This window comes from Segatella copri (assembly GCF_019249795.2).
Classification (GTDB): domain Bacteria; phylum Bacteroidota; class Bacteroidia; order Bacteroidales; family Bacteroidaceae; genus Prevotella; species Prevotella copri_B.
In genome coordinates, this window is record NZ_CP156891.1 from 666,694 (window position 1) to 688,327 (window position 21,634).

20 protein-coding genes and 1 pseudogene are annotated in these 21,634 nt (G+C 43.6%); 3 read left to right on the plus strand and 18 right to left on the minus strand.

The window, feature by feature from the left end; genetic code table 11:
• Window positions 1-42 precede the first annotated feature (42 nt).
• Window positions 43-441, minus strand: a complete 399-nt coding sequence (locus KUA48_RS03185) for an FKBP-type peptidyl-prolyl cis-trans isomerase (protein WP_022121977.1) — start codon at window positions 439-441, stop codon at window positions 43-45.
• 143 nt (window positions 442-584) lie between these two features.
• Between KUA48_RS03185 and KUA48_RS03190 the strand changes: the two genes are divergently transcribed.
• On the plus strand, window positions 585-1,823 hold the full coding sequence (locus KUA48_RS03190; protein ID WP_218433264.1) for an NAD(P)/FAD-dependent oxidoreductase: 1,239 nt from the start codon (window positions 585-587) through the stop codon (window positions 1,821-1,823).
• Window position 1,824: 1 nt separating this feature from the next.
• Here the strand turns inward: KUA48_RS03190 and KUA48_RS03195 are convergent, their stop codons facing one another.
• The 4 genes from KUA48_RS03195 to KUA48_RS03210 form a co-directional block, all read right to left on the minus strand.
• A complete protein-coding gene (locus tag KUA48_RS03195) occupies window positions 1,825-2,835 on the minus strand; it encodes an alpha/beta hydrolase (protein ID WP_256624471.1) in 1,011 nt (336 codons plus the stop codon).
• Between the two features lie 109 nt (window positions 2,836-2,944).
• Window positions 2,945-5,503, minus strand: coding sequence for an outer membrane beta-barrel family protein (locus tag KUA48_RS03200; RefSeq protein WP_218433265.1), 2,559 nt, complete (start codon window positions 5,501-5,503; stop codon window positions 2,945-2,947).
• A 1-nt stretch (window position 5,504) separates the two neighbouring features.
• A complete protein-coding gene (locus KUA48_RS03205) occupies window positions 5,505-6,266 on the minus strand; it encodes a DUF4974 domain-containing protein (RefSeq protein ID WP_218433266.1) in 762 nt (253 codons plus the stop codon).
• Between the two features lie 29 nt (window positions 6,267-6,295).
• Entirely contained in the window at window positions 6,296-6,784 is a 489-nt protein-coding gene (locus KUA48_RS03210; RefSeq protein WP_228119550.1) for an RNA polymerase sigma factor, read from the minus strand.
• Window positions 6,785-6,967: 183 nt separating this feature from the next.
• Between KUA48_RS03210 and KUA48_RS03215 the strand changes: the two genes are divergently transcribed.
• Window positions 6,968-7,264, plus strand: coding sequence for a nucleotidyltransferase family protein (locus KUA48_RS03215; protein ID WP_117585943.1), 297 nt, complete (start codon window positions 6,968-6,970; stop codon window positions 7,262-7,264).
• A 103-nt stretch (window positions 7,265-7,367) separates the two neighbouring features.
• Here KUA48_RS03215 and KUA48_RS03220 read toward each other — a convergent pair whose 3' ends face one another.
• A complete protein-coding gene (locus KUA48_RS03220; protein ID WP_218433267.1) occupies window positions 7,368-7,784 on the minus strand; it encodes an EamA family transporter in 417 nt (138 codons plus the stop codon).
• Between the two features lie 67 nt (window positions 7,785-7,851).
• Window positions 7,852-9,186, minus strand: coding sequence for a phosphatase PAP2 family protein (locus KUA48_RS03225; RefSeq protein WP_256624472.1), 1,335 nt, complete (start codon window positions 9,184-9,186; stop codon window positions 7,852-7,854).
• A gap of 960 nt (window positions 9,187-10,146) precedes the next feature.
• Between KUA48_RS03225 and KUA48_RS03230 the strand changes: the two genes are divergently transcribed.
• Window positions 10,147-11,682 (plus strand): ISL3 family transposase, encoded by a 1,536-nt coding sequence (locus tag KUA48_RS03230; RefSeq protein ID WP_264949399.1) that lies wholly within the window; start codon window positions 10,147-10,149, stop codon window positions 11,680-11,682.
• Window positions 11,683-11,905: 223 nt separating this feature from the next.
• Here the strand turns inward: KUA48_RS03230 and KUA48_RS03235 are convergent, their stop codons facing one another.
• From KUA48_RS03235 to KUA48_RS03285, 11 genes and pseudogenes are all read right to left on the minus strand, one after another.
• Complete coding sequence (locus tag KUA48_RS03235) at window positions 11,906-13,486, minus strand: IS66 family transposase (RefSeq protein ID WP_264952447.1); 1,581 nt, start codon at window positions 13,484-13,486, stop codon at window positions 11,906-11,908.
• Window positions 13,487-13,586: 100 nt separating this feature from the next.
• On the minus strand, window positions 13,587-13,934 hold the full coding sequence (gene tnpB / locus KUA48_RS03240; RefSeq protein ID WP_117588063.1) for an IS66 family insertion sequence element accessory protein TnpB: 348 nt from the start codon (window positions 13,932-13,934) through the stop codon (window positions 13,587-13,589).
• A complete protein-coding gene (locus KUA48_RS03245; RefSeq protein ID WP_144021577.1) occupies window positions 13,922-14,332 on the minus strand; it encodes a hypothetical protein in 411 nt (136 codons plus the stop codon). The genes tnpB (KUA48_RS03240) and KUA48_RS03245 overlap by 13 nt, the downstream gene beginning before the upstream one ends.
• A gap of 563 nt (window positions 14,333-14,895) precedes the next feature.
• Window positions 14,896-15,111: pseudogene (locus tag KUA48_RS03250) on the minus strand (IS66 family transposase); the annotation flags it as partial.
• A 250-nt stretch (window positions 15,112-15,361) separates the two neighbouring features.
• Entirely contained in the window at window positions 15,362-16,387 is a 1,026-nt protein-coding gene (locus tag KUA48_RS03255) for an IS110 family transposase (protein WP_181993552.1), read from the minus strand.
• 287 nt (window positions 16,388-16,674) lie between these two features.
• Window positions 16,675-17,700 (minus strand): IS110 family transposase, encoded by a 1,026-nt coding sequence (locus tag KUA48_RS03260; protein WP_218433791.1) that lies wholly within the window; start codon window positions 17,698-17,700, stop codon window positions 16,675-16,677.
• A 111-nt stretch (window positions 17,701-17,811) separates the two neighbouring features.
• Window positions 17,812-19,230 carry a transposase gene (locus KUA48_RS03265; protein WP_369503260.1) on the minus strand — a complete coding sequence of 473 codons (1,419 nt, stop codon included), beginning with the start codon at window positions 19,228-19,230 and terminating at the stop codon, window positions 17,812-17,814.
• 100 nt (window positions 19,231-19,330) lie between these two features.
• On the minus strand, window positions 19,331-19,678 hold the full coding sequence (gene tnpB / locus KUA48_RS03270) for an IS66 family insertion sequence element accessory protein TnpB (protein WP_117588063.1): 348 nt from the start codon (window positions 19,676-19,678) through the stop codon (window positions 19,331-19,333).
• Window positions 19,666-20,076 carry a hypothetical protein gene (locus tag KUA48_RS03275; RefSeq protein WP_144021577.1) on the minus strand — a complete coding sequence of 137 codons (411 nt, stop codon included), beginning with the start codon at window positions 20,074-20,076 and terminating at the stop codon, window positions 19,666-19,668. The genes tnpB (KUA48_RS03270) and KUA48_RS03275 overlap by 13 nt, the downstream gene beginning before the upstream one ends.
• Before the next feature lie 362 nt (window positions 20,077-20,438).
• A complete protein-coding gene (locus tag KUA48_RS03280; RefSeq protein WP_218433565.1) occupies window positions 20,439-21,146 on the minus strand; it encodes a DUF4974 domain-containing protein in 708 nt (235 codons plus the stop codon).
• Window positions 21,143-21,622, minus strand: coding sequence for a sigma-70 family RNA polymerase sigma factor (locus tag KUA48_RS03285; RefSeq protein ID WP_218433564.1), 480 nt, complete (start codon window positions 21,620-21,622; stop codon window positions 21,143-21,145). The genes KUA48_RS03280 and KUA48_RS03285 overlap by 4 nt, the downstream gene beginning before the upstream one ends.
• Window positions 21,623-21,634: the final 12 nt, after the last annotated feature.

Genomic DNA, 21,634 nt, shown 5'->3' on the forward strand with positions numbered 1-21,634 from the left:
ACTCTCTTATCTTAATGATCTTTATAATTTCAAGTATCCGGGTTATCCCACACCCAGCAGTTCTACTTCGAATATCAGGGTAGAACCGCCTGGGATGCCCGGCTGCGAGAACTTGCCGTAGCCCATCTCGGCAGGGATGTAAAGTTCCCACTGGTCGCCCACGTGCATCTGCTGCATAGCAACAATCCAGCCATCTATCAGGTCGCTCAATCGCATGGCGAACGGCGTACCGCCACGGCTGGAATCAAACTTCTTGCCGTTGATGGTCCAACCGGTATAATGAGCCGTCACGATGCTGCGTCGGCTAGGCTGTGCTCCCTTCGGGTCGCCCTGCTTCAACACCTTATAATATATACCACGAGGCAGCGCCATAACGCCCTCCTCCTTTGCCTTTTCCTCCAGCCAACGCTTGTTGGCCTCAACATATTCTCTTTTTGCCATAAATCTATTTGGATTCTTGATATACTATGATTTTTGCGCAAAGTTACAAAAATCTATCGTATCTGCAAAAGAAAAAGGGGAACTTTTCTTCTTTTATCAAAGAAAAGCAGTACCTTTGCACCCTAATCAACCAAAAATACGATATGCCACAATCACTACATATTGCAATTATTGGTGGGGGTGCCGCAGGATTCTTTGCGGCGATAGAGGCCAAGCGCAACTTCCCTCACGCCGACATCACGATTTTCGAGAAGAATTCGAAGGTTCTCGCCAAGGTGGAAATCACGGGAGGAGGAAGATGCAATCTTACCAATTCCTTTGAGGAGATTTCCGACCTGAAACAGGCGTACCCCCGCGGACATAAACTGATGAAGCGACTCTTCAAGAGATTCGACTACCAGCATGCCTTCGACTGGTTTGAGGAGAACGGCGTGCCACTGGTTACGCAGGAAGACCAGTGCGTGTTTCCGCAATCGCAGGATTCGCACAGCATCATCGACTGTCTGGTGAATACCGCCAAGCGACTGGGCGTGAAGATACAATGCAACCACCAGCTCACCGCCATCACCGAACTGGAGGATGAACGCCTGCTCCTGGACTTCAAGACATCTTCCGAAATCAGGCAGATTGCCTTCCACCGGGTAGCCATCACTACAGGCGGTCATCCCAAGATGGAAAGCTTCAAGCATCTCTCTGATTTAGGACATGCAATAGAGCTGCCTATCCCATCGCTCTTCACCTTCAACATTGCCGACAAGGCTTTCAAGAACCTGATGGGCACGGTGGTAGAGCCTGTATATACCAGCATTCCGGGCACCAAACTGAAGGCAGAGGGTCCGCTTCTCATCACCCATTGGGGCATGAGCGGTCCTGCCGTGCTGAAGCTCTCATCCCATGCAGCCCGCTATCTGCACGAGAACAATTATCAGATCAGGATTTCCGTAAACTGGGTACACGAGAGCAACCGCTCGCTGGTGGAAGAGAACATCCAGGGCATCATCATCGCCAACCCACAGAAGCAGCTGGCAAGCATACGCCCCTATAATCTGCCATCCCGCCTCTGGCTCTTCCTGATTCAGAAGATGGGATACGCGCCCGAGAAGAAATGGAGCGAAATGGGAAAGAAGGGTTGCAACCTGCTGATAGAAGCCCTCACCAACGACCTCTACCAGGTGAACGGCAAGGGAGCCTTCAAGGAGGAGTTTGTTACCTGCGGCGGCATCAGCCTCAGCAACATCGACCTGCACACCCTGGAGAGCAAGATATGCCCTCACCTTTTCTTTGCCGGCGAAGTACTAGATATCGATGCCATTACAGGCGGTTTCAACCTTCAGGCAGCCTGGACCACGGGATATGTGGTGGGACAGCATATCGGAGAATAGCCTATTTTTCTTTAGAAACAAAATCTTTCACGATGTGGGTGTATTCCTCGTGATGGTCGCGATATGCCATAGCATGAACGGAGCCTTTAGCGATGAAGATGGCTTTTCTGCCCTTCGTCTTTGCCTCGTAAAGCGGATGAAGCATGGCGTAGGGCACGAAGGCATCCTTGTCGCCATGGATAAAGAGCATCGGTTTGGTGCTCTTGCGAACCTGCTCTATCTGCTGAGCCTCGGCAAAAGACCAGCAGTAGCGATACTGGCAAAGGGCGGAAGTGGTATTCATCAGCGGGAAGGCAGGCAAGCCAAACTGGTCTTTGAGCTGAGCGGAAAACTCATCCCACACGCTGGTATAGCCGCAGTCCTCCACAAAGCACTTCACGTAATCGGGAGTCTTCTCTCCCGATACTGCCATCGTGGTTGCCGCACCCATCGAAATACCGTGAATCACCTGACGGGTATTCTTCACTCTTCGTTCTTCCCCCTTCACTCTCTGTCCTTCACTTTTCACTTTAAAAATCTCATTGGCGATTTCCGACCATCTGATGACATCCCATCTATCCTTCCATCCCATCTGGATATGGTCGCCCTCGCTCTCTCCATGTCCATACAGATCTGGCAAGAGCACATTATACCCCATATCGTGATTATAGAGATAGGCGATGTGCAGCATTCCCTCGGAGCGCACCTGATAGCCATGCACCACCACGGCAGTCTTTTCCGTAGTCTTCGGTGCATAGAGATAGATGGCATGGGACTTGTAGCCCGACGGCATCACGACAAAGGTATCCCTGACACAATGGTGCTGATATACGGAGTCCATCCAGCCAATCATCCATGGGCACTCGTTCTTCATTCGGTTCTTCCAATGCTCAGCCGTCATTCTCTCCTCCTGGGGATAGCTGAGCGAATAATTGAGCATATAGTTGCTGGCACCATACAAGCCCAGCACCACGAGCACCACCAAGCCTAGAGCCGAAGCGATGCCTATCTTTCTCATCTTTTTCTGTTTCATCTTCATTCTTATTGCCATTACATATATCTATTATAGAGTTTCCGCTGCAAAATTAAGGAAAAAGATGGAAATGGCAAAGAAACAGAGGAAAAATCCTGTTAAATTGAAACTATAATCTGCTCTTTTCTGCATTACCAGCACCCGTACCCTTATACTTGCTCTTGGTGGCATTGAAGTTATAAGTTACCGTCAGAGCAAAAGAACGAGAATTCATCTTGCTCTTCTTGAACATAGACATACATGTAGCAAACGACTTCTGATTATCGTTCAGACCATGGAAGAGATCGTTTGCCTCCAACTGAATGCTAAGACTTTTCTTTAGGAACATCTTCTTGACAGAAAGATTCAAAGCACTGACACTACCCACTTCTGAAAAGCCTGAACTATGAGATGAAGATATGAAATAATCTACATTAGCCGACCAATCGTGACTCAAGGAAAACCAGTTGTTCAACCGAACAGAGAATTGAGGTTTACGGAGATTTCCATGATAACCATACTTCTCACCATTCACAAACTGTTGCTCAAAATCCAACTCCCACATAGGATGCCAGAAACCAAACACAGGAGTTGCCACTAAAGATAAGTCCATTACTTGTAAATAATCAATATTATAGGGCTTACTAAGCAGAATATCTGAGGTTGTATCATATAGCATTTCAAGAATGGTGATAGCATGTTTGTTATAACCATAATTGGCAGAAAATCCTAACCAACCATACTGAACATCCCATCCTAAATTATATATATTGGTAGGAAGCAAGGAAGGATTGCCACCCTCGTAAATATAACGGTTGTCATATCTGGTAAAACCGGAAAGGACATCATAAGAAGGACGCTGAGTTTTCATCGATGCACTCCACTCCATCTGAAGTTTCCCCTTCTGATAACCAAGAGAGAATGTAGGGAACACATTATCGTAGGTCCTACTCATCTCCCGTTCAGAGCAGTCATGACTTACATGCTCATATCTTGCTCCAGCCTGTAAGCCAATATGATTGCCTATAGCCAGATCGATATTGGCAAATGCAGCAAAGTTTTGCTCTTCTATCCTACTGTCAGAAGTGGCGATATACTCCTGTTCGTTCTGATAGAAATTATGAACATGACTATTGGTATATTCTGTTCCAACATTGAGATTTACTTTTTCAAAAAGAGGATAACCCAATTCCAACTTACCAGCCAACATGCGGCGTTTGTTTCTTGTTATACTATTCACATCACGTGAGCCAAGTTCCTCACTCATTTCTACGGCATCTTGATAAGTCTTATCAGAAGACCAAAGAGCGGTAGCGTTCAGATTCACACTCATCTTGCCCATTTTTCCCTCATAGTAGGCATCCGCCTCATGAACAGGCCCTTGAATCGTACGACTTTCATCATCATCATACTTCACTTTGCCTACATGCTTCCCATCTTCTTTCACCTCATAGTCTGACTGCAGATTGAAATATTCATAGGTATTATTATAGACACTATAGAAGATACCCAATGAATTGTTATCATCTATCTGGTAGTTCATTCCCCATTTTCCGTATGGATTATGGGAACGCAACGTTCCTGAATAGGGCATCGCCAAGTTTACCTGATGCTGATTACCCATAATCGTGGTCTCCGTAGTTTGAGAAAGATGACGATAGGTATCATTCCATGCCAAGAGCGAGAAGATATCCAAGCCACCCATGCGATAATTGAGATTTAAATTCTCTATCCAATTGTTCTTTTCGGCAAAGGAATACTTGGAATAGAGACTGCCACTCAAACCCATTCCCTGTTTCTTGATGGTATGTATGCGAATAACAGAACCCACCTCGGCATTATATTGTGCACCAGGATTGGTTATGACATCCACGCTTTTCACCTCCTTAGAAGAGAGATGCTGCAATTCCTTGGTATCGGTAACTTTTCTGCCATTGATATAAATCTCAGGAGTACCTTTTCCGAATACGCTACAACCTCCATCGGCATTCACTCTTACACGAGGAATCTGTTTCAATAAGTCGGAAACCATACCTACATCGCTCAACAACGTACCCTGAACCTGAGTCTGGAATCCACCATGAGTCAACTTGGTACGAGGGCGAACCGCCTTCACAATCACCTTCTGCAGGTTCAGCGTTGCCTCCTTCAGAGTAATTGAACCAATCTTACCTGTATTATAAGTAGCAACAGCGGTATGATAGCCCACGCAACTTACTCTTACTATCGCCTTTCTCGCTCCGCAAGGAATCACGAACTGGCCGTTCTCATTCGTCACGCCGCCATTTATCAATGAAGAGTCACGAACATTCAGCAGGGCTACATTGGCAAAATCTACAGGGCGTTTCTTATTGTCTATGATGCGGCCTATCATCTTGGTGGGAGTCTTCTGCGTACACTCCACAAAGATGTTTTCGCCATCTATCGTCATCTTCATCGGATAGAAACCCATGATCTGGCGGATGGCATCCGGAGCGGTTCGCTTCACGATACTTGTGGTTACCGTGAAATCCTCCAGTTCATCATACATAAAGTTGATACGATAATCCTTGGTGCTCTTGGCAAGGATGGTGAGCGCTTCTGACATAGAAGTGTTGCGGAAGCTGCGGGTGATGCGTTGGGCATAGATGGTCTGAAGAGAAAGGCTCATCAAACCTGCCAGCAGCATGATATATCTTAATCTTTTCATCTTATTCCACGATTAAAGTTTGACCTTCATGACGAATATTCACTTTCTCGAAATGATTCATCAGTTCGATGATATCATCCAGACTCATGTTCTTCTCCAGTTGCAGGAAGAGACGGATGTGGCGAGCCGACTCATTCTGATAAGTTACCTGGAGATGGAAATGCCCGGCAATAGGAGTAAGGATATTCTGAAGTTCAGCGTTTTCGTAAACCAATGGGAACTGGGCAAGACTTGCAGAATCTGCCTTTTCTTCTATGTTGGATTTCTGAGGAGCAGCAACCTGCTGGATAGAATCCTTTTGGGATGCCACGAGTTCGGTATTGTTCTTATCTGATGCCTGATGAGAACGGGTTACCAAATGAATGGCAGCAAAGGTGATGCCGGAGACGACAAGGACGGCTGCAACGGCAGCCACCTTTCTCATCGGGCTCCAGAGAGGAAGCTGCTTGGCAGTTTGTTGGGTTTCTGCATTCTGACTCATCTCTTCTTTCTGCTGCTTTTCTTTCAGCTTCATCTCATCTTTCAGCTTCTCCCATTCTGCATCAATCGAAGGCATCTTCATTTCTTCCTTCGACTTGGCGAAATCCAGAGACTGTCGGGTCTCTACCAACTGCAGATAGAGTTCGTTCACTTCCTCATCGCCCAGAAGTTCATCCTTCTGGATTTCGGAATACTTTTCGGGATGCTCCAGGAGATCGAGGAGCATATCCCATTTCTGAGAATCCATCTTCTGAGGATTTATGTCAGATAATTCATGTTTCATTTTCTTTTCCTTTCTTCATTTTAGGGTTATTATTTTCCTTTCAACTTTTCTCTGAGCGTTCGCAAACCTTTCACGATATGCTTGTTCACTGCCGAGATACTGATGCCCAGTTCCTCCGCTGTATCCTTATACGACATTCCTTCCCGATAGCACAATCGGATGACGGAAGCGGTCTGGTCGGTCAGATCGTGGTCGATGCAATCTACGGCAGCCTGCCATCGCTCCTCCAGACGGGAAGGTTCTTCTTCCGTCAATTTCTCTTCCGAGAGAGGGAGAAGCCGTTTCAGTCGTTCATCTCTCTTCTTTCTGGCTATAAGATTGATGCAGGCATTCTTCACGCTCCGCATCAGGTAAGCCCGGTCTGGAACCAGCTGTTTATCCCACAATCTGGAGAACACATCACTCACCACATCTCTCGCCTCCTCATTATCATGGAGCAAGGCAAAGGCGAAGCGATACATCTGCTCGTAATGGTCGTGGAACAGCCGTTCCATCCGCTGTTCATTTTCTTCTGTCATCACGTCATTTTCTTCTTGTTTCTACTCTTATATACAAGCTTTCCTGAAATCAATTACCCCTAAAATGAAGAAATCTTCTACTTTTTTTGGAAAAGCAATGCAAAGGTAATAAAAAACTAGAAAAAAGCTTGCTTTTTCGAATAAAAACTGTATCTTTGCACCAAGAAACAACATCATTATATTATGGGTAAACGAGCCATCATAGAAGCTTTACGCCATTATTTCAGCACCCAACCCGTACTGAAAGCCTGGCTGTTCGGTTCTTTCTCCAGAGGGGAAGAAACGAAGGATAGCGATGTCGATATTATGGTTTCTTTGGACAAGAGCAAACCTATTGGTTTAAAATTCTTCGGCATGTGGAGTGATTTGGAAGAACTCTTAGGTAGAAAAGTTGATTTGGTATCAGAAGGAACCTTACTTCCTTTTGCACAGGAATCAGTAGAACGTGATAAAATCTTAGTTTATGAGAGAACGAAGTAGAGATAAAAACCGCTTAGAGCACATGCTCCAGGCGATAGAAAGAATCTGCCGATATACAGCAACTGGTAAGAGTACTCCTTTCTTCATTTTTTAGAAAACAAGATTATTTATAAAGCATCACGATACTGCCTGCCGTAATGAGAAAGGCTCCAAGAATGGTCTTCAGACTTACCGGCTCCTTCAGGAACAGAAATGAAAGACAGATAGTAATGACCACACTCAACTTATCGATAGGAGCCACACGAGAAACATCGCCCAACTGAATTGCCTTGAAATAAAAAAGCCAGGAAAGTCCCGTGGCGCATCCTGATAGAAAAAGGAATATCCACGTATGGCTCGGAATGGACTTCACCTCCATCTGATGATTTCCTACGAATACAATACCCCAGGTTATCACAAGAATAATGGTGGTACGAATGGCTGTAGCCAAGTCTGAATTAATGTCTTTCACCCCCACTTTGGCGAAGATTGCCGTTAATGCGGCAAAGAATGCAGAAAGCAATGCATAATACTTCCACATAAACTGATAATTTTATAATTCTAAAACATAATAATCAGATAACCAAGAAACGAACGTTCACCCAAATCTAGAAATTCACTCCGAAAGTTGTTCCCGCAGCAAGGGTGTTCATCCATTCCCCACTCTTCTTACTGTGAGACGGCTGGAGGTTATAATCCAGGAAGAAACGGACGCCATAGTTTTCCTTCGCCTTATAAGAGAAGGAGATTCCGCTTCCGAAACAGACACCACTATTCTTGGGAATAACGGTGCCACCTGACAGGGAAAGTCGGGGATAAGCTATATAGCCAGTCAGCAGTTTACTTCCGATATTCCATCGGGATGTGATGGGATAAGAAAAATAAGGACCAGCCATCGCCATAATGGCATCAAAGGTTTCATGTTCTGCTACCTCACCGCCCATTTTCTTTCCATCCATTGCTTCCTGGCTAGAAACAGAACCATTCTTATCGCTCGTAATGATATGCGTATTGGAAACCGTAAATCTACCACCGATACCAAGATAAGGGTTCAGAAAAAGAGCACCTTCTACACCAACCGAACTTCCCGACGATGTTCTGAATCCCAGATTCTCAGAAATATCATAATGACTCAAAGGAATGTTTACGCCAAGATACAGCCCCAGGAACGAAGGCTTATCGAGTCTGGAAAAGATTTCATATTGCGAGAAATGTCTGACACCTTTGTCCTTAAAGAGGAGATCGGCGATATAATAACCAAACTCGACAGAAAGGATTCCGATGCCTGCACCCGTCATGACATCACTCAGCCAATGTTTGTTGTTCGCCATACGCATCAGGCCCGTACCTGATGCTATGGTATAAGATCCTATCCCAATCCACGGACTCAGATGTCCATATTCCTTGGTAAGCATCGTGGCGGTCATAAAAGCTGTAGCTGTATGACCAGACGGGAAAGAATGGTCGTTGCTTCCATCAGGTCGCATCACATGGGTAGTAGTTTTCATCGTATTGACCACTGCCCCCATGATTGCCGCAGAGAAAGCATCAGAAGCCAGCATCCTGCCCCATGAGCTCCGGCTCTCCACACCAGCCACCTTCATACCAAGCATCACGGCAGCCGGCAGGAATTGCGTATAATTATCGAAGGGGCGATGAAATTGCTGCATATAATCGTTGCGCAGACTTCTAAAGTGCGTATCCTCTCCCTTGACTATCATACCAGTTACTATCAGAGGTGTCCCCACAAAAGTCATCTGATAGAGCTTGGAAGACGTGAAGTTCTGCTTTTCAATATCAGCAGATTTCTCGTTTTTAACTACTTTCAGATTCTCTACAGAAGAGGAATCTACCTGCCATTCTATAGCGTAGGTTTCCTGGGCTGAGATATGAAGTACACCCCAACCAGAAATTATCCATAATATCATCAATCCCTTTTTCATACCTATTGAACTATCTGAATCTTAGAGGAGCATCCCTCCAATATTTTCCGTCGTTTATTAAATAGAATCATATTTTTGGCTGCAAAAGTACAAAAACAAATAGAGATACATTAAAGTTCCACCTTATATTTCGTTAATTAACAATTTTCTCCCTCAAATTGTCATAACTTTGTAATATAATATAAAGACTAACATCTAATGATCAATTCCGGACTGATGATAGCTGGAGCACTGCTTTGTCTTCTCTTCACCCTCCCATTCTGCAAGACGTTGAGAGGAGAAGGAAAGAAAAAAATAGTTGTCTCAAAAAAACGAAGTAAATATAAAAAACATCGGTCAAGCAAAGAGCAAAGCAACATGGCTTTGCCTTCGCTTGACCGATTGTCATATATTCATTGTTTATTAAGAGAGTTTCTTCCTGGCAAGAACTACATAAAGCAATTATAATCTCATAAAGAATCCGTGTAATCTCTTCCGACATCCTTGAAATTACATGGTGACGCAGGAATCTCTACATCGGGACGTAGGAAAGATTACGACGCCATGTGGTAATGTCTACGTCGGGACGTGATTTTGGGGATATCTATAAGGTTTCATATCAGATTCTTTTTAGATTCTCCGTCTTCCGTATTCGCACACGATTTTTTTTCGTGAAAGGTTCTTCTCAAATTTTAGTACAAAGCCCCATATTTTATATGAAGGAGCAATATTTTTGAGAAAGTTTAATATAAAAAATTAGCGATTGTCTCCAAAAATATGTAAGTTTAAAGTGATCATAAAATATGACTTACAATGGATACAATCGCTAACAGATGCAAAATTATAAAAAAGATAAGAAACAACCAAATAAAATCCGATATAAATGCTTCTACGGTCGGAGAAAAACTTCTTATGGACATTTTTCCTGCCATAGATGGCTTTTTTATCGCAAGTTGTGACTTCTCTTCCACGGAACTCAAAATGGTTCTCGTGAGTACGGCTACCCATGCCTTCTGCGACCGTTGTGGCAAGAAAACCACTCATACCCGTGGCTGGCAAAAGAGAACGGTCACGATGTGTCCTTTAGGGTGTAAACGGTTTGTTCTCACCCTTTACATGCGCCGTTTTTACTGCCAGTCTGATAAACATATATTTGTAGAGCAACAGACGAAGTGGCTAAACAAATATGCAAGATTCAGTGTAAGATGCATAGAGTTGATGAACCTGCTTCATATACATATGTCATCTGTGTCGACCTCCAAGGTCATGAGAAAGATGGGAATCACTTGCTGTCCAAATACTTGCATAAATCATTTGAAAAAGATCCAAAGACTTCCAGACAGGACTGCCAGGAATATAGGCATAGATGACTTTGCCAAGAGAAAGAGACATACCTATGGCAGTGTTATCGTAGACCATGACACAGGCGAGATTTTGGAACTGATAGACTCTAGAGATTCTTCGATTGTGGCAAATGTCTTGAAACAATACAAGAAAGTCAATACTATCACTCGTGATAGGGGACGATGCTTCATTAAGGCTATCAAGCAAGGAGCCCCATCAGCACATGCTATCACAGACAAATTCCATGTCATTGAAGACTTGACGAGCGCAGTCTTTCCAAAGATTCTGCAGGAGTTTTTGCATAAGAGAATGGAGTTGCTGACTCAAGGTCTAGTTGGTCCCATTAAGCCACAAATAAGTAGAGGTTGGCTTTATAACAGCATATATGCAGTCTTGGAATCGATGTGCAAGGATGCAAGAAGAATCAAGAAAATGACTGAATGGAACACTTTCATGGATCTTTATGCAAGGCAAGGACTGACTTTGAGTGAAATCCATGACAAAACAGGGTTTGATGGATTTAAGATGGGAAAGCTAAGGAACACCAAATATGAGGACTTGCTCAACCCAACGCAACTAAGGGCTTACAAAGCCATAGAATCTATTACAAATAGGATTCTCTGTAAAAAGTCATTGGATTACTCTGTGGTTACCAAGGGGTTACATTCTACAGAGAAGAAAGAAATACTGAAAAGACTTCTTTTTCTACTGAGAGGAAAATGGAAGGAAGACTGGAAGGCATACGATGATGCCTACAAGGCATTTCTTGCAAAGGCAACTATCAGGAACGAAGAGTATGACCTTTGGAATTCAATAGTTCACTTCAACTGGAAAACCAAGACGGAGACTGTCAGATTGTTTCTGCAGGACTTGCATGTTACCGATTTAGCCTATTATATAACAACATTTCAAGGCATTTTGAGCGGAGAGGTCAAAATGAACTTGTACAAATGGATTAACATGGTCATAGGATGTGGTAATGAGAAAATGGAAAAGTTTGCCAAAGGACTGATTAAGGACTATTCCGCCATCAATAATTCTATTGCTAGCAAATTGAACAATGGAATCCTTGAAGGTTCGGTCAACAAGATAAAGACCGCAAAGCGAATTATGGGTGGAAGAGCATCGATTTCTCTTTTGCAGATAAAGGTCTCCTCAAACTTAGATACATAAATGTACCAAAATTTGAGAAGAACCTCGTGAAAAAAGTCTCAAAGTATCATCTTTTTAGTTAAATATCAGCATAAATATCTGATACATAATAATATACAAGAATGATACTTTTTAGATTGTTTTACAAGAAGTATCATCGAAGTATCATAAAATCGTAAGCGTCTCCGCGTTTATACCTTGCATAATTCAAAAAAAGCAGTAACAGCTGATTAAACAAATGCTGTTACTGCTTTTTCCATCGGTCAGGAAGTAAGTCTCTATATTTTTCTAATGGGGTATTGGGTTGCCATTCTACAGTCTTTTCTATTACGTCGCATATGTATTCAAACAGATTAATGCCATTCAGCCTGCATGAGATTGCGATAGAATATAGGATAGCCGCCCGGCTTGCTCCTTCGTGCGAACCAAAGAACATTGAGTTTCTTCTTGATAGTGATATGTACCTCTGGATTCTCTCAATGTAGTTGTTATCGAGAGCCGTATCACCTCTTTTGAAGATGTCACAAATGGCATTATATTCATTAAGGGCATAACCGACCGCCTGCGCCAAGGTAGACTTGGGCAGCAAATCTTTCCTGGAAGATATTTCCTCCAGTTTCTCCAATAAATCCTGCAAAATGTCCGGTGCATATGACTGCCGATAGGCTAGATGGTCTTCAACGGTCCATCCATTTACCCCAACCTTATGTTTTTTGTCTTCTCGATAAAATCTGTTGAGGATATCTACGACCTCCTGAGCATCCTTGTCTTCCTTGCCGCAGTCGATGAAATCTCTCTTGACATGCTGCAGGCAGGCGATTCTCATAATGTCAGGATAAGCATCCGACTCCAGTTTCCGGTAAGGAGCATATGCATCACTCTGTATGGTACCTTTATAATCAGAGAATATGTTAAGTATGACCTGCTCAGAGCGTGATCCATCCTCATATACGAAGAAGACAAGTCCCAGTTTAGGCGCACTTACAGCCCAGAAGTAGCCTTTCTTCGAACCCTTGTCCGTAGGCTTTGTCTTGGCTAACAGCACTTTATGGTATGTCTCGTCTGCCGAGACATAATCCTGCTGCAACACTACTTGGCAGATAGCCTTATAGAAGTTTTCCAGTACATCGGCACTTCTGGCAATCAGTTTGTTTGCCGTGGCTTTCCTTAACGTAAACCCATTGTCGGCAAAGTATTTGATGATTCGCTCTACCGGCATGGAATAGATGTATCGCATCTGCAGGAGTCCTGCTGCAAAGGAAGGTGAATAGGAAGAATTCAACAACAGAGCCGGCGGAGTTTTCCCCGGATACATGATACTTCCATCAGTATAAGTGTTGATGTGATACACGGTCTTGATGAATTTGATGGGTTCCATGCTGTAACGTATACAGGTACGAGTTCCGAAGAGACGCAACGTCTTCAAAAACTCTGCATCCATGACAGGATCTATCGTAACATGCACCTCTTTCATCTCGTAATGCATGTCACGCTTGGCTCCGTTGTTTTTGCGTGCCTTTCTCTTTTCGGCCTGCTCTTCTTTCTTCTTGTCAAATTCCTCCTGGGTCATCGAATCTTGTGGATTCTTTTCCTGACGTTCGGACTTCTTGCCTGAAACGAGCTTGCCGAGTGCCTTGTTCTGACGATTCGCTTTGTCAATGGCGATTCCTTTCTGGACGAGTAATTCTTCTAATGACTTTATACGTTCAATGAGTTCGTTGACCTGTGTAGTCAACGAACTCACCGTAGCATTAGCTTGCTGAAGCTGTTCGTTCGCAAGCTGAAGCTGTTCCTTTAAAAGTACTATAATTTCGTCCTTTTTCATAGTGCAAAGGTACGAAAAAATATCGAGATATGCAAGGATTTTTAGATATTTATTTTTCTATCTTATTGATACACAGTTCATTAAATATAATCTTATGCGCCTATAGATTAAGCCGTTTCCTATATCTCATACTTTTCAGGCAAATTCCGCTCATGATGGCAGATAGCGTCTTGTACGGCATTTTGCATTGTTTGCTTTGGGGATCAAAGAATGGTAATTCAAAGGTTCCTCGCTCCAGTCGCTTCTGATACAGCAAGAAACCGTCGCCATCCCATTTTAGCATTTTTACCTGCTGGCGGTTCTTGGAGAAGAAGATGAAGACGGCACCACCGAGTGGCGGCAGCTCCATCTCCGTCCTCACAATCTGGTACAGGCCATTTATGCCCATGTTCATTCGGACATATCGCTGGCAGACGTAATACTGGGTGTTTTCGTTTAATCCAAACATAGCAAGTCCTCCTTCTCGTAAAGTTTCATCAGATGCATGACTGATTTGGCACTACCTTTCTTGATGGTGACTATCGTTCCATTGGGAAAGGTTAAGGTTATGCCGAAAAGATAATTTTCCGGGCAGACGGAATCGGATGGCATTTCCATGGGAAGGAACATCATCCCAGTGTCCTTGGCTGTTGCTTCGGAACATTCCTTACGGGCTTCGGCCTGAAGCAGACGAATCTGCTGTTTGGCTAACCTAACAGAATAACCTTTCTCTGACATCCATCTATGCATCGAGCGATGGTTTACATGCCGTTCCTTTAAAAAAGGAATCAAACTGGCTTTTGGATTATGATTCAAATGAATCTGGAAGGCATTCCATGCCCTCTCATAACGTTCTGTTGCTCTCATAATTTCGTTGCTTTTAAAATTATGGTGCAAAGGTAAGAACTTTTACGATAAAGGGCAAGGTATAAACGCGGAGCCGCTTACATAAAATCACAAGAAGTATCATAAAAACCATCATCGAAGCATCACAAAATCGCCATAAAGCATCATGCAGAATAGCGAAGCTGCCGAGCCGCAAGAAGTACCCAAAAATCGTCCGACACTTTGGGCACTCCGTGCCCGCGCTATGGGCAACGAGTACCCTTTATTTGGTCTATCGATGCCCGACACTTGGTCCCCGAGTGCCCATTTGAAGGGCACAGACAGACCGATTAATAGTCTCTGACCGAACACCTTATGTACTTTTATTCCTAATCCAGCTTGTTTTTTTCCTCTTATTCCTAGTTTGTATTGACATTTTTTACATACTAGAAGAGTAGACACTAAAGTTTTTATAAAACTGGAATAGTAGACACTTCTTTTTAGCCTTTTAAATCAACTCAAAGCCTTATTTTATGATACTTCTGTAAGCGGCTCCGCGTTTATACCTTGCATAATTCAAAAAAAAGCAGTAACAGCTGATTAAATTAATGCTGTTGCTGCTTTTTCCATCGGTCAGGAAGTAAGTCTCTATATTTTTCTAATGGGGTATTGGGTTGCCATTCTACAGTCTTTTCTATTACGTCGCATATGTATTCAAACAGATTAATGCCATTCAGCCTGCATGAGATTGCGATAGAATATAGGATAGCCGCCCGGCTTGCTCCTTCGTGCGAACCAAAGAACATTGAGTTTCTTCTTGATTCCTAAGACATAGCCAAATTTTTGAGCAACTTTTTGTGTTAATAAATACAAAAGAGGTATTTTGGAACATACAGGCACTAAAATATCGGTAGCAGAAATGGTCAAAAATGATTTTTCTGTTACAAATCAACACGGAACTCGTTCTTTTAATAGCGTGTGGCTAGATTCCTAATTAGTTATCCGTGTTTGTGTCTTTACAAGACTCTAAATGGCAGTAGCACAGACTGCTATAGTTCACTTGTTTCGGACTTATGATATTGCAAGTTTTTCATTGCTGCTCTTTGAATCCAACGGTTCCCATTTTCTGTTCTGCTTACCTATAGCGAACATTCTGAGAACAAGTTTGAACTTAACGGCATTCAATGCCTTGCGTTTTGTGTCTGAATCTTGCTTACCTCCTAATTTACGGTTATAAAATGATTGTAACTCTGCATCATATTGTACAACAACTGTGGCCGCCATGGATAGATCTGCTTTCGCCTGACCATCACAGCGTGCTGAAGGTCGGGGACGCCATTTCACACTGGTGCCTGAAGTGCGGAAGTGCGGTGCCACGCCGACATAACTGGCATATTGCCTTGCTGTTTCAAAAGCGGTAAAGTTTCGGGTAATGACAATGACATTTATGGCATTGACGAAGCCTATTCCCGGTATTGTCAGAAGATTCTTGTAAGTAGACAAGAGGCTATCGTCTGTAGCCAGCAACTTCTGTTCTTCCAACTCGATGTTCTCAATGTCACGGCTGAATTTTTTGATGTAGCCATCATATAACTGGGCATCTTCCTTTGTGATGCATAGCTGTCTTCTGTTCATGAAGCATGTACGCTGTTCCACCAGGAACTTACGCTCATTCATCAGTGCCTTGAGTCTCTGCATGGTCTTGTCAGGCATATTATAAGGCTTGACACATTCAGTACCATTATAGCGATAGAGAAAGTCTGCAATCTTGGCAGAGTCAATCTTGTCGCTCTTGTCCTTGGGCCCCATGGGATAATGCTTTACCACATGGGTGGAGAGCATGCAGAACTGATAGTTCCTGGTATTAAGAAACTTCTCCAGCTCCATGGAATAGCTGCCGGTGAACTCCATTCCGAAGAGACTGTTCGAGAGAACCACATGATTCTTCTTGAGCCATGTGCACATTTCGCCAAATCCCTTGCGGGAATTGTTGAATACATCGTGAGAAAAGTCCTTAATTGGGGTTTCTTCACAGAAAATTGATACGTCAATGACATTTTTTGAGATGTCGATGCCGATAAATGATTTATTTTTCATACCTTTGTACCGCATTTTGTAGGAAGGAGCTCTCTATGTCAGGGTAAGCCACATCTTTTAAAAGCTTCCACGGCTAATTCCCTAAACGGCACTTGACCTGGCATTTCAGGCTGGGGAGACTAGATCAGGGAAAGGTCTTTGTCTAAGACAAAATAGTTCACTACCCCCGTCCGGAGTTCCTTCCATTTCAGATGCTCCGGCAAAGGTAGTGAAAAAAACGCAGACAAAAGACTTAGTCGGGAAATAGTTATGCTCTAAGAAGTGCGATAGTTCACTTTTGCTGCATTTTAGTTCTTATATGCATCTGTCTCCACATATGGTGTTCCACGCTTTATCACGGCAAACATACGAAGGACCAGCTTGAACTTGACGGCATTGAGCACGATGCCACCGCATTTTTCCTTTCTCTTGCGTATCCAATAGTCTCTTATTGAAGGATTGTTCCTTATGGCGGAAAGGACAGCTATGGATAAGTCTGCCTTGGCTTCAGAAAAGCCTTTCTTGGAAACCCCCGTTTTCTTTCTTACTGAGGTACCAGATTCCTTTTTAAAAGGGGCTATTCCTATGTAACAGGCATATTTGCGAGGATTGCTGATTGCAGTGAAATTTTCCGTCAATACAATGGTTTCCAACGCTATGATGCGACCAATGCCAGGAATGGAGGTCAGCAGATTGTAATTCTTTCTGATGCTTGTATCTTCATTCATGTAGCTGTCAATCTCTTTGTCTATTGCTTTCTGGTTTTCCTGCATGTTCTTCAGCAGGAGTTTCTTGCGTTCAACGGATAAGTCTGTATCGTATGCGCTGATATCATGAAGCTGCTGCTTATAGAGAGTTGACTGCTTGGTGTTCTGCTTACGCTCTGCCAGCAATCTCTTCAACTTGAAATAGACAGGTGAAGGAAGTTTGGAGGGATTGCGAAGAATCTTCTTGTGGTTCTGCTCACAATAGATTGCTATTCTGAAAGCATCCAGTTCATCAGTCTTGATACGGTCTAGAGAGCGCTGGTCATCATCCAAGTCTGGCTCGAAGCGATGCATTTTGCGAGGTTCCACCATACCATAGATATATTCTTTGGATTCCAGCCATAATCTGAAGTTTTGGTTATAGAGTCCAGTATATTCCATACAGAACAAAAAGGTATCGAAGTCTTTTCCTACCTTTGCGACCCAGGAGCCAATCTTTTTGAACCCAGCATCATCATTGCTCACCTTAATATGAGCATTCTTCCAGTCGATGGTTTCACCATCATAATAAGCAAGGTCGAGAGTCTTCTTGGAGACATCTACGCCAAAGTAAAGTTCCTTATCCATATTATTGACATTTTAGCATTAAATGGAAACAAGAAAACATTTGGCTTGGCGAAGGACTGAATCAAAAAATAGTGATATTCTAGAGTGACATACAGTTCACCTTAACACCCGTTAACCAATTCGTTTAAACTTGTTTCCAGGTGCAAAGGTAAAAGATAGTGATATGTATCTCTGGATTCTCTCAATGTAGTTGTTATCGAGAGCCGTATCACCTCTTTTGAAGATGTCACAAATGGCATTATATTCATTAAGGGCATAGCCGACCGCCTGCGCCAAGGTAGACTTGGGCAGCAAATCTTTCCTGGAAGATATTTCCTCCAGTTTCTCCAATAAATCCTGCAAAATGTCCGGTGCATATGACTGCCGATAGGCTAGATGGTCTTCAACGGTCCATCCATTTACCCCAACCTTATGTTTTTTGTCTTCTCGATAAAATCTGTTGAGGATATCTACGACCTCCTGAGCATCCTTGTCTTCCTTGCCGCAGTCGATGAAATCTCTCTTGACATGCTGCAGGCAGGCGATTCTCATAATGTCAGGATAAGCATCCGACTCCAGTTTCCGGTAAGGAGCATATGCATCACTCTGTATGGTACCTTTATAATCAGAGAATATGTTAAGTATGACCTGCTCAGAGCGTGATCCATCCTCATATACGAAGAAGACAAGTCCCAGTTTAGGCGCACTTACAGCCCAGAAGTAGCCTTTCTTCGAACCCTTGTCCGTAGGCTTTGTCTTGGCTAACAGCACTTTATGGTATGTCTCGTCTGCCGAGACATAATCCTGCTGCAACACTACTTGGCAGATAGCCTTATAGAAGTTTTCCAGTACATCGGCACTTCTGGCAATCAGTTTGTTTGCCGTGGCTTTCCTTAACGTAAACCCATTGTCGGCAAAGTATTTGATGATTCGCTCTACCGGCATGGAATAGATGTATCGCATCTGCAGGAGTCCTGCTGCAAAGGAAGGTGAATAGGAAGAATTCAACAACAGAGCCGGCGGAGTTTTCCCCGGATACATGATACTTCCATCAGTATAAGTGTTGATGTGATACACGGTCTTGATGAATTTGATGGGTTCCATGCTGTAACGTATACAGGTACGAGTTCCGAAGAGACGCAACGTCTTCAAAAACTCTGCATCCATGACTGGATCTATCGTAACATGCACCTCTTTCATCTCGTAATGCATGTCACGCTTGGCTCCGTTGTTTTTGCGTGCCTTTCTCTTTTCGGCCTGCTCTGTTTTCTTCTTGTCAAATTCCTCCTGGGTCATCGAGTCTTGTGGATTCTTTTCCTGACGTTCGGACTTCTTGCCTGAAACGAGCTTGCCGAGTGCCTTGTTCTGACGATTCGCTTTGTCAATGGCGATTCCTTTCTGGACGAGTAATTCTTCTAATGACTTTATACGTTCAATGAGTTCGTTGACCTGTGTAGTCAATGAACTCACCGTAGCATTAGCTTGCTGAAGCTGTTCGTTTGCAAGCTGAAGCTGTTTCTTTAAAAGTACTATAATTTCGTCCTTTTTCATAGTGCAAAGGTACGAAAAAATATCGAGATATGCAAGGATTTTTAGATATTTATTTTTCTATCTTATTGATACACAGTTCATTAAATATAATCTTATGCGCCTATAGATTAAGCCGTTTCCTATATCTCATACTTTTCAGGCAAATTCCGCTCATGATGGCAGATAGCGTCTTGTACGGCATTTTGCATTGTTTGCTTTGGGGATCAAAGAATGGTAATTCAAAGGTTCCTCGCTCCAGTCGCTTCTGATACAGCAAGAAACCGTCGCCATCCCATTTTAGCATTTTTACCTGCTGGCGGTTCTTGGAGAAGAAGATGAAGACGGCACCACCGAGTGGCGGCAGCTCCATCTCCGTCCTCACAATCTGGTACAGGCCATTTATGCCCATGTTCATTCGGACATATCGCTGGCAGACGTAATACTGGGTGTTTTCGTTTAATCCAAACATAGCAAGTCCTCCTTCTCGTAAAGTTTCATCAGATGCATGACTGATTTGGCACTACCTTTCTTGATGGTGACTATCGTTCCATTGGGAAAGGTTAAGGTTATGCCGAAAAGATAATTTTCCGGGCAGACGGAATCGGATGGCATTTCCATGGGAAGGAACATCATCCCAGTGTCCTTGGCTGTTGCTTCGGAACATTCCTTACGGGCTTCGGCCTGAAGCAGACGAATCTGCTGTTTGGCTAACCTAACAGAATAACCTTTCTCTGACATCCATCTATGCATCGAGCGATGGTTTACATGCCGTTCCTTTAAAAAAGGAATCAAACTGGCTTTTGGATTATGATTCAAATGAATCTGGAAGGCATTCCATGCCCTCTCATAACGTTCTGTTGCTCTCATAATTTCGTTGCTTTTAAAATTATGGTGCAAAGGTAAGAACTTTTACGATAAAGGGCAAGGTATAAACGCGGAGCCGCTTACATACTTCTTGTGATTTTATGATACTTTTTCGTAAAACAATCCGAAAGTATCATTTTTATATATATCAGCATATCAGACATTTACGCTATTATTTTCACCAGATAATGATACTTTGATACTTTTTTCATGAAAAACTTTTTTGTGCAGGAAATAAATATGGAGAAAAGGCAGCTGCATTACTTTCATGGATATCAGCAGGAAGAGAAGAAGAAGCTCTCTGACAAGCTTGCCGCTAACGGGCATTGGTTTCCAAAAATCTCTCATAAACTTATCCTCCTATCTTATTTCACCACCAATGTGCCATCAGCATATTCTATCTGTATGCGGTCGAAAGCATTCAATATCTCCAGGTTCTGCTCCAAAGTCTTCGTCTTGTTCCAGTTGAAGAAGAGACGGATGTGCTGGGCACCGGCATCCACATACTCCACCTTAACATGATAGAAACCGGATAGCTGAGCCAGGATGGCTCCCAATTCTGCATCGTCAAACACCACAGGCTTCATATCGAGCGAATCCTTATTCTCAGCTGTTGCAGCACGAAGACTGTCGTTCGTCAGCGCCTGGGTTGTTGCCATCTGTTCGTTCACAGCTTTGTTATCCGCTGTCTGATCAGAAGCCGGGAATCCCAACCAACCATTGTGAATCGCAGCCAAGGCTACCCCCGAAAGGAAGATGATGCCGACGATGGATGCGGCAATCTTCATCCGGTTGCGATAAGCGCTCTTAGATTTGCTGGCATCTATCGCCAACTTATCCTCGTGATGAGCCTGCACAAACTCCTTCCAAGCCTCATCCACATCCACCTCCTTCGGATTGGCTTTCTTGCCAGCCATTCTCGCCATCACCAGTTCATGGAAAAACTCCTTCACTTCCTCATCGGCAAGCAGGCGCTCCACCTGCTCGTCGGTATATTTACCGGGATGCTCCTGCATGTCAAAGAGCATCATCCGCTTTTCTTCTTTACTCATGTTTGTCATTGTCTTGCTCATTTAAATTGTTTCTTAATCCAGTCCATCGCCTTCGAGAGATGGTTGAACACCGTCACCTTGCTCACTCCCACTTCATCAGCCACCTCTTGATAAGATTTCTCCTGAAGATAGCGCAGACGGAAAATGAGTTGCCGGATAGGCGGTTCCAGGTCTTCGATGAGAAGCATCAGCCGGTCGAGTCGCTCGTCGGTCTCTTCCGAGAGAATCACGTCGGCACCATCCAGCAGCAGCTTCGCCACCCTTTCCTTCACGCTCTTATGAGCTATCAGGTTGAGACAGCGGTTGCGGACGCTCCGCATCAAGTAACCTTCCTCACTCCCAGGCACCAGAACCACATCATCGGCAAGAATCTGGGCGAATACTTCGCTCACCACATCCTTGCTCTCGTCATCATCCGAAAGAATGCATCTGGCCAGATTGTACATCTTCGCGTAATGCTGACGAAATAACTGTTCTATGTCCTTTTTTCTGTTCATATACTATCTATA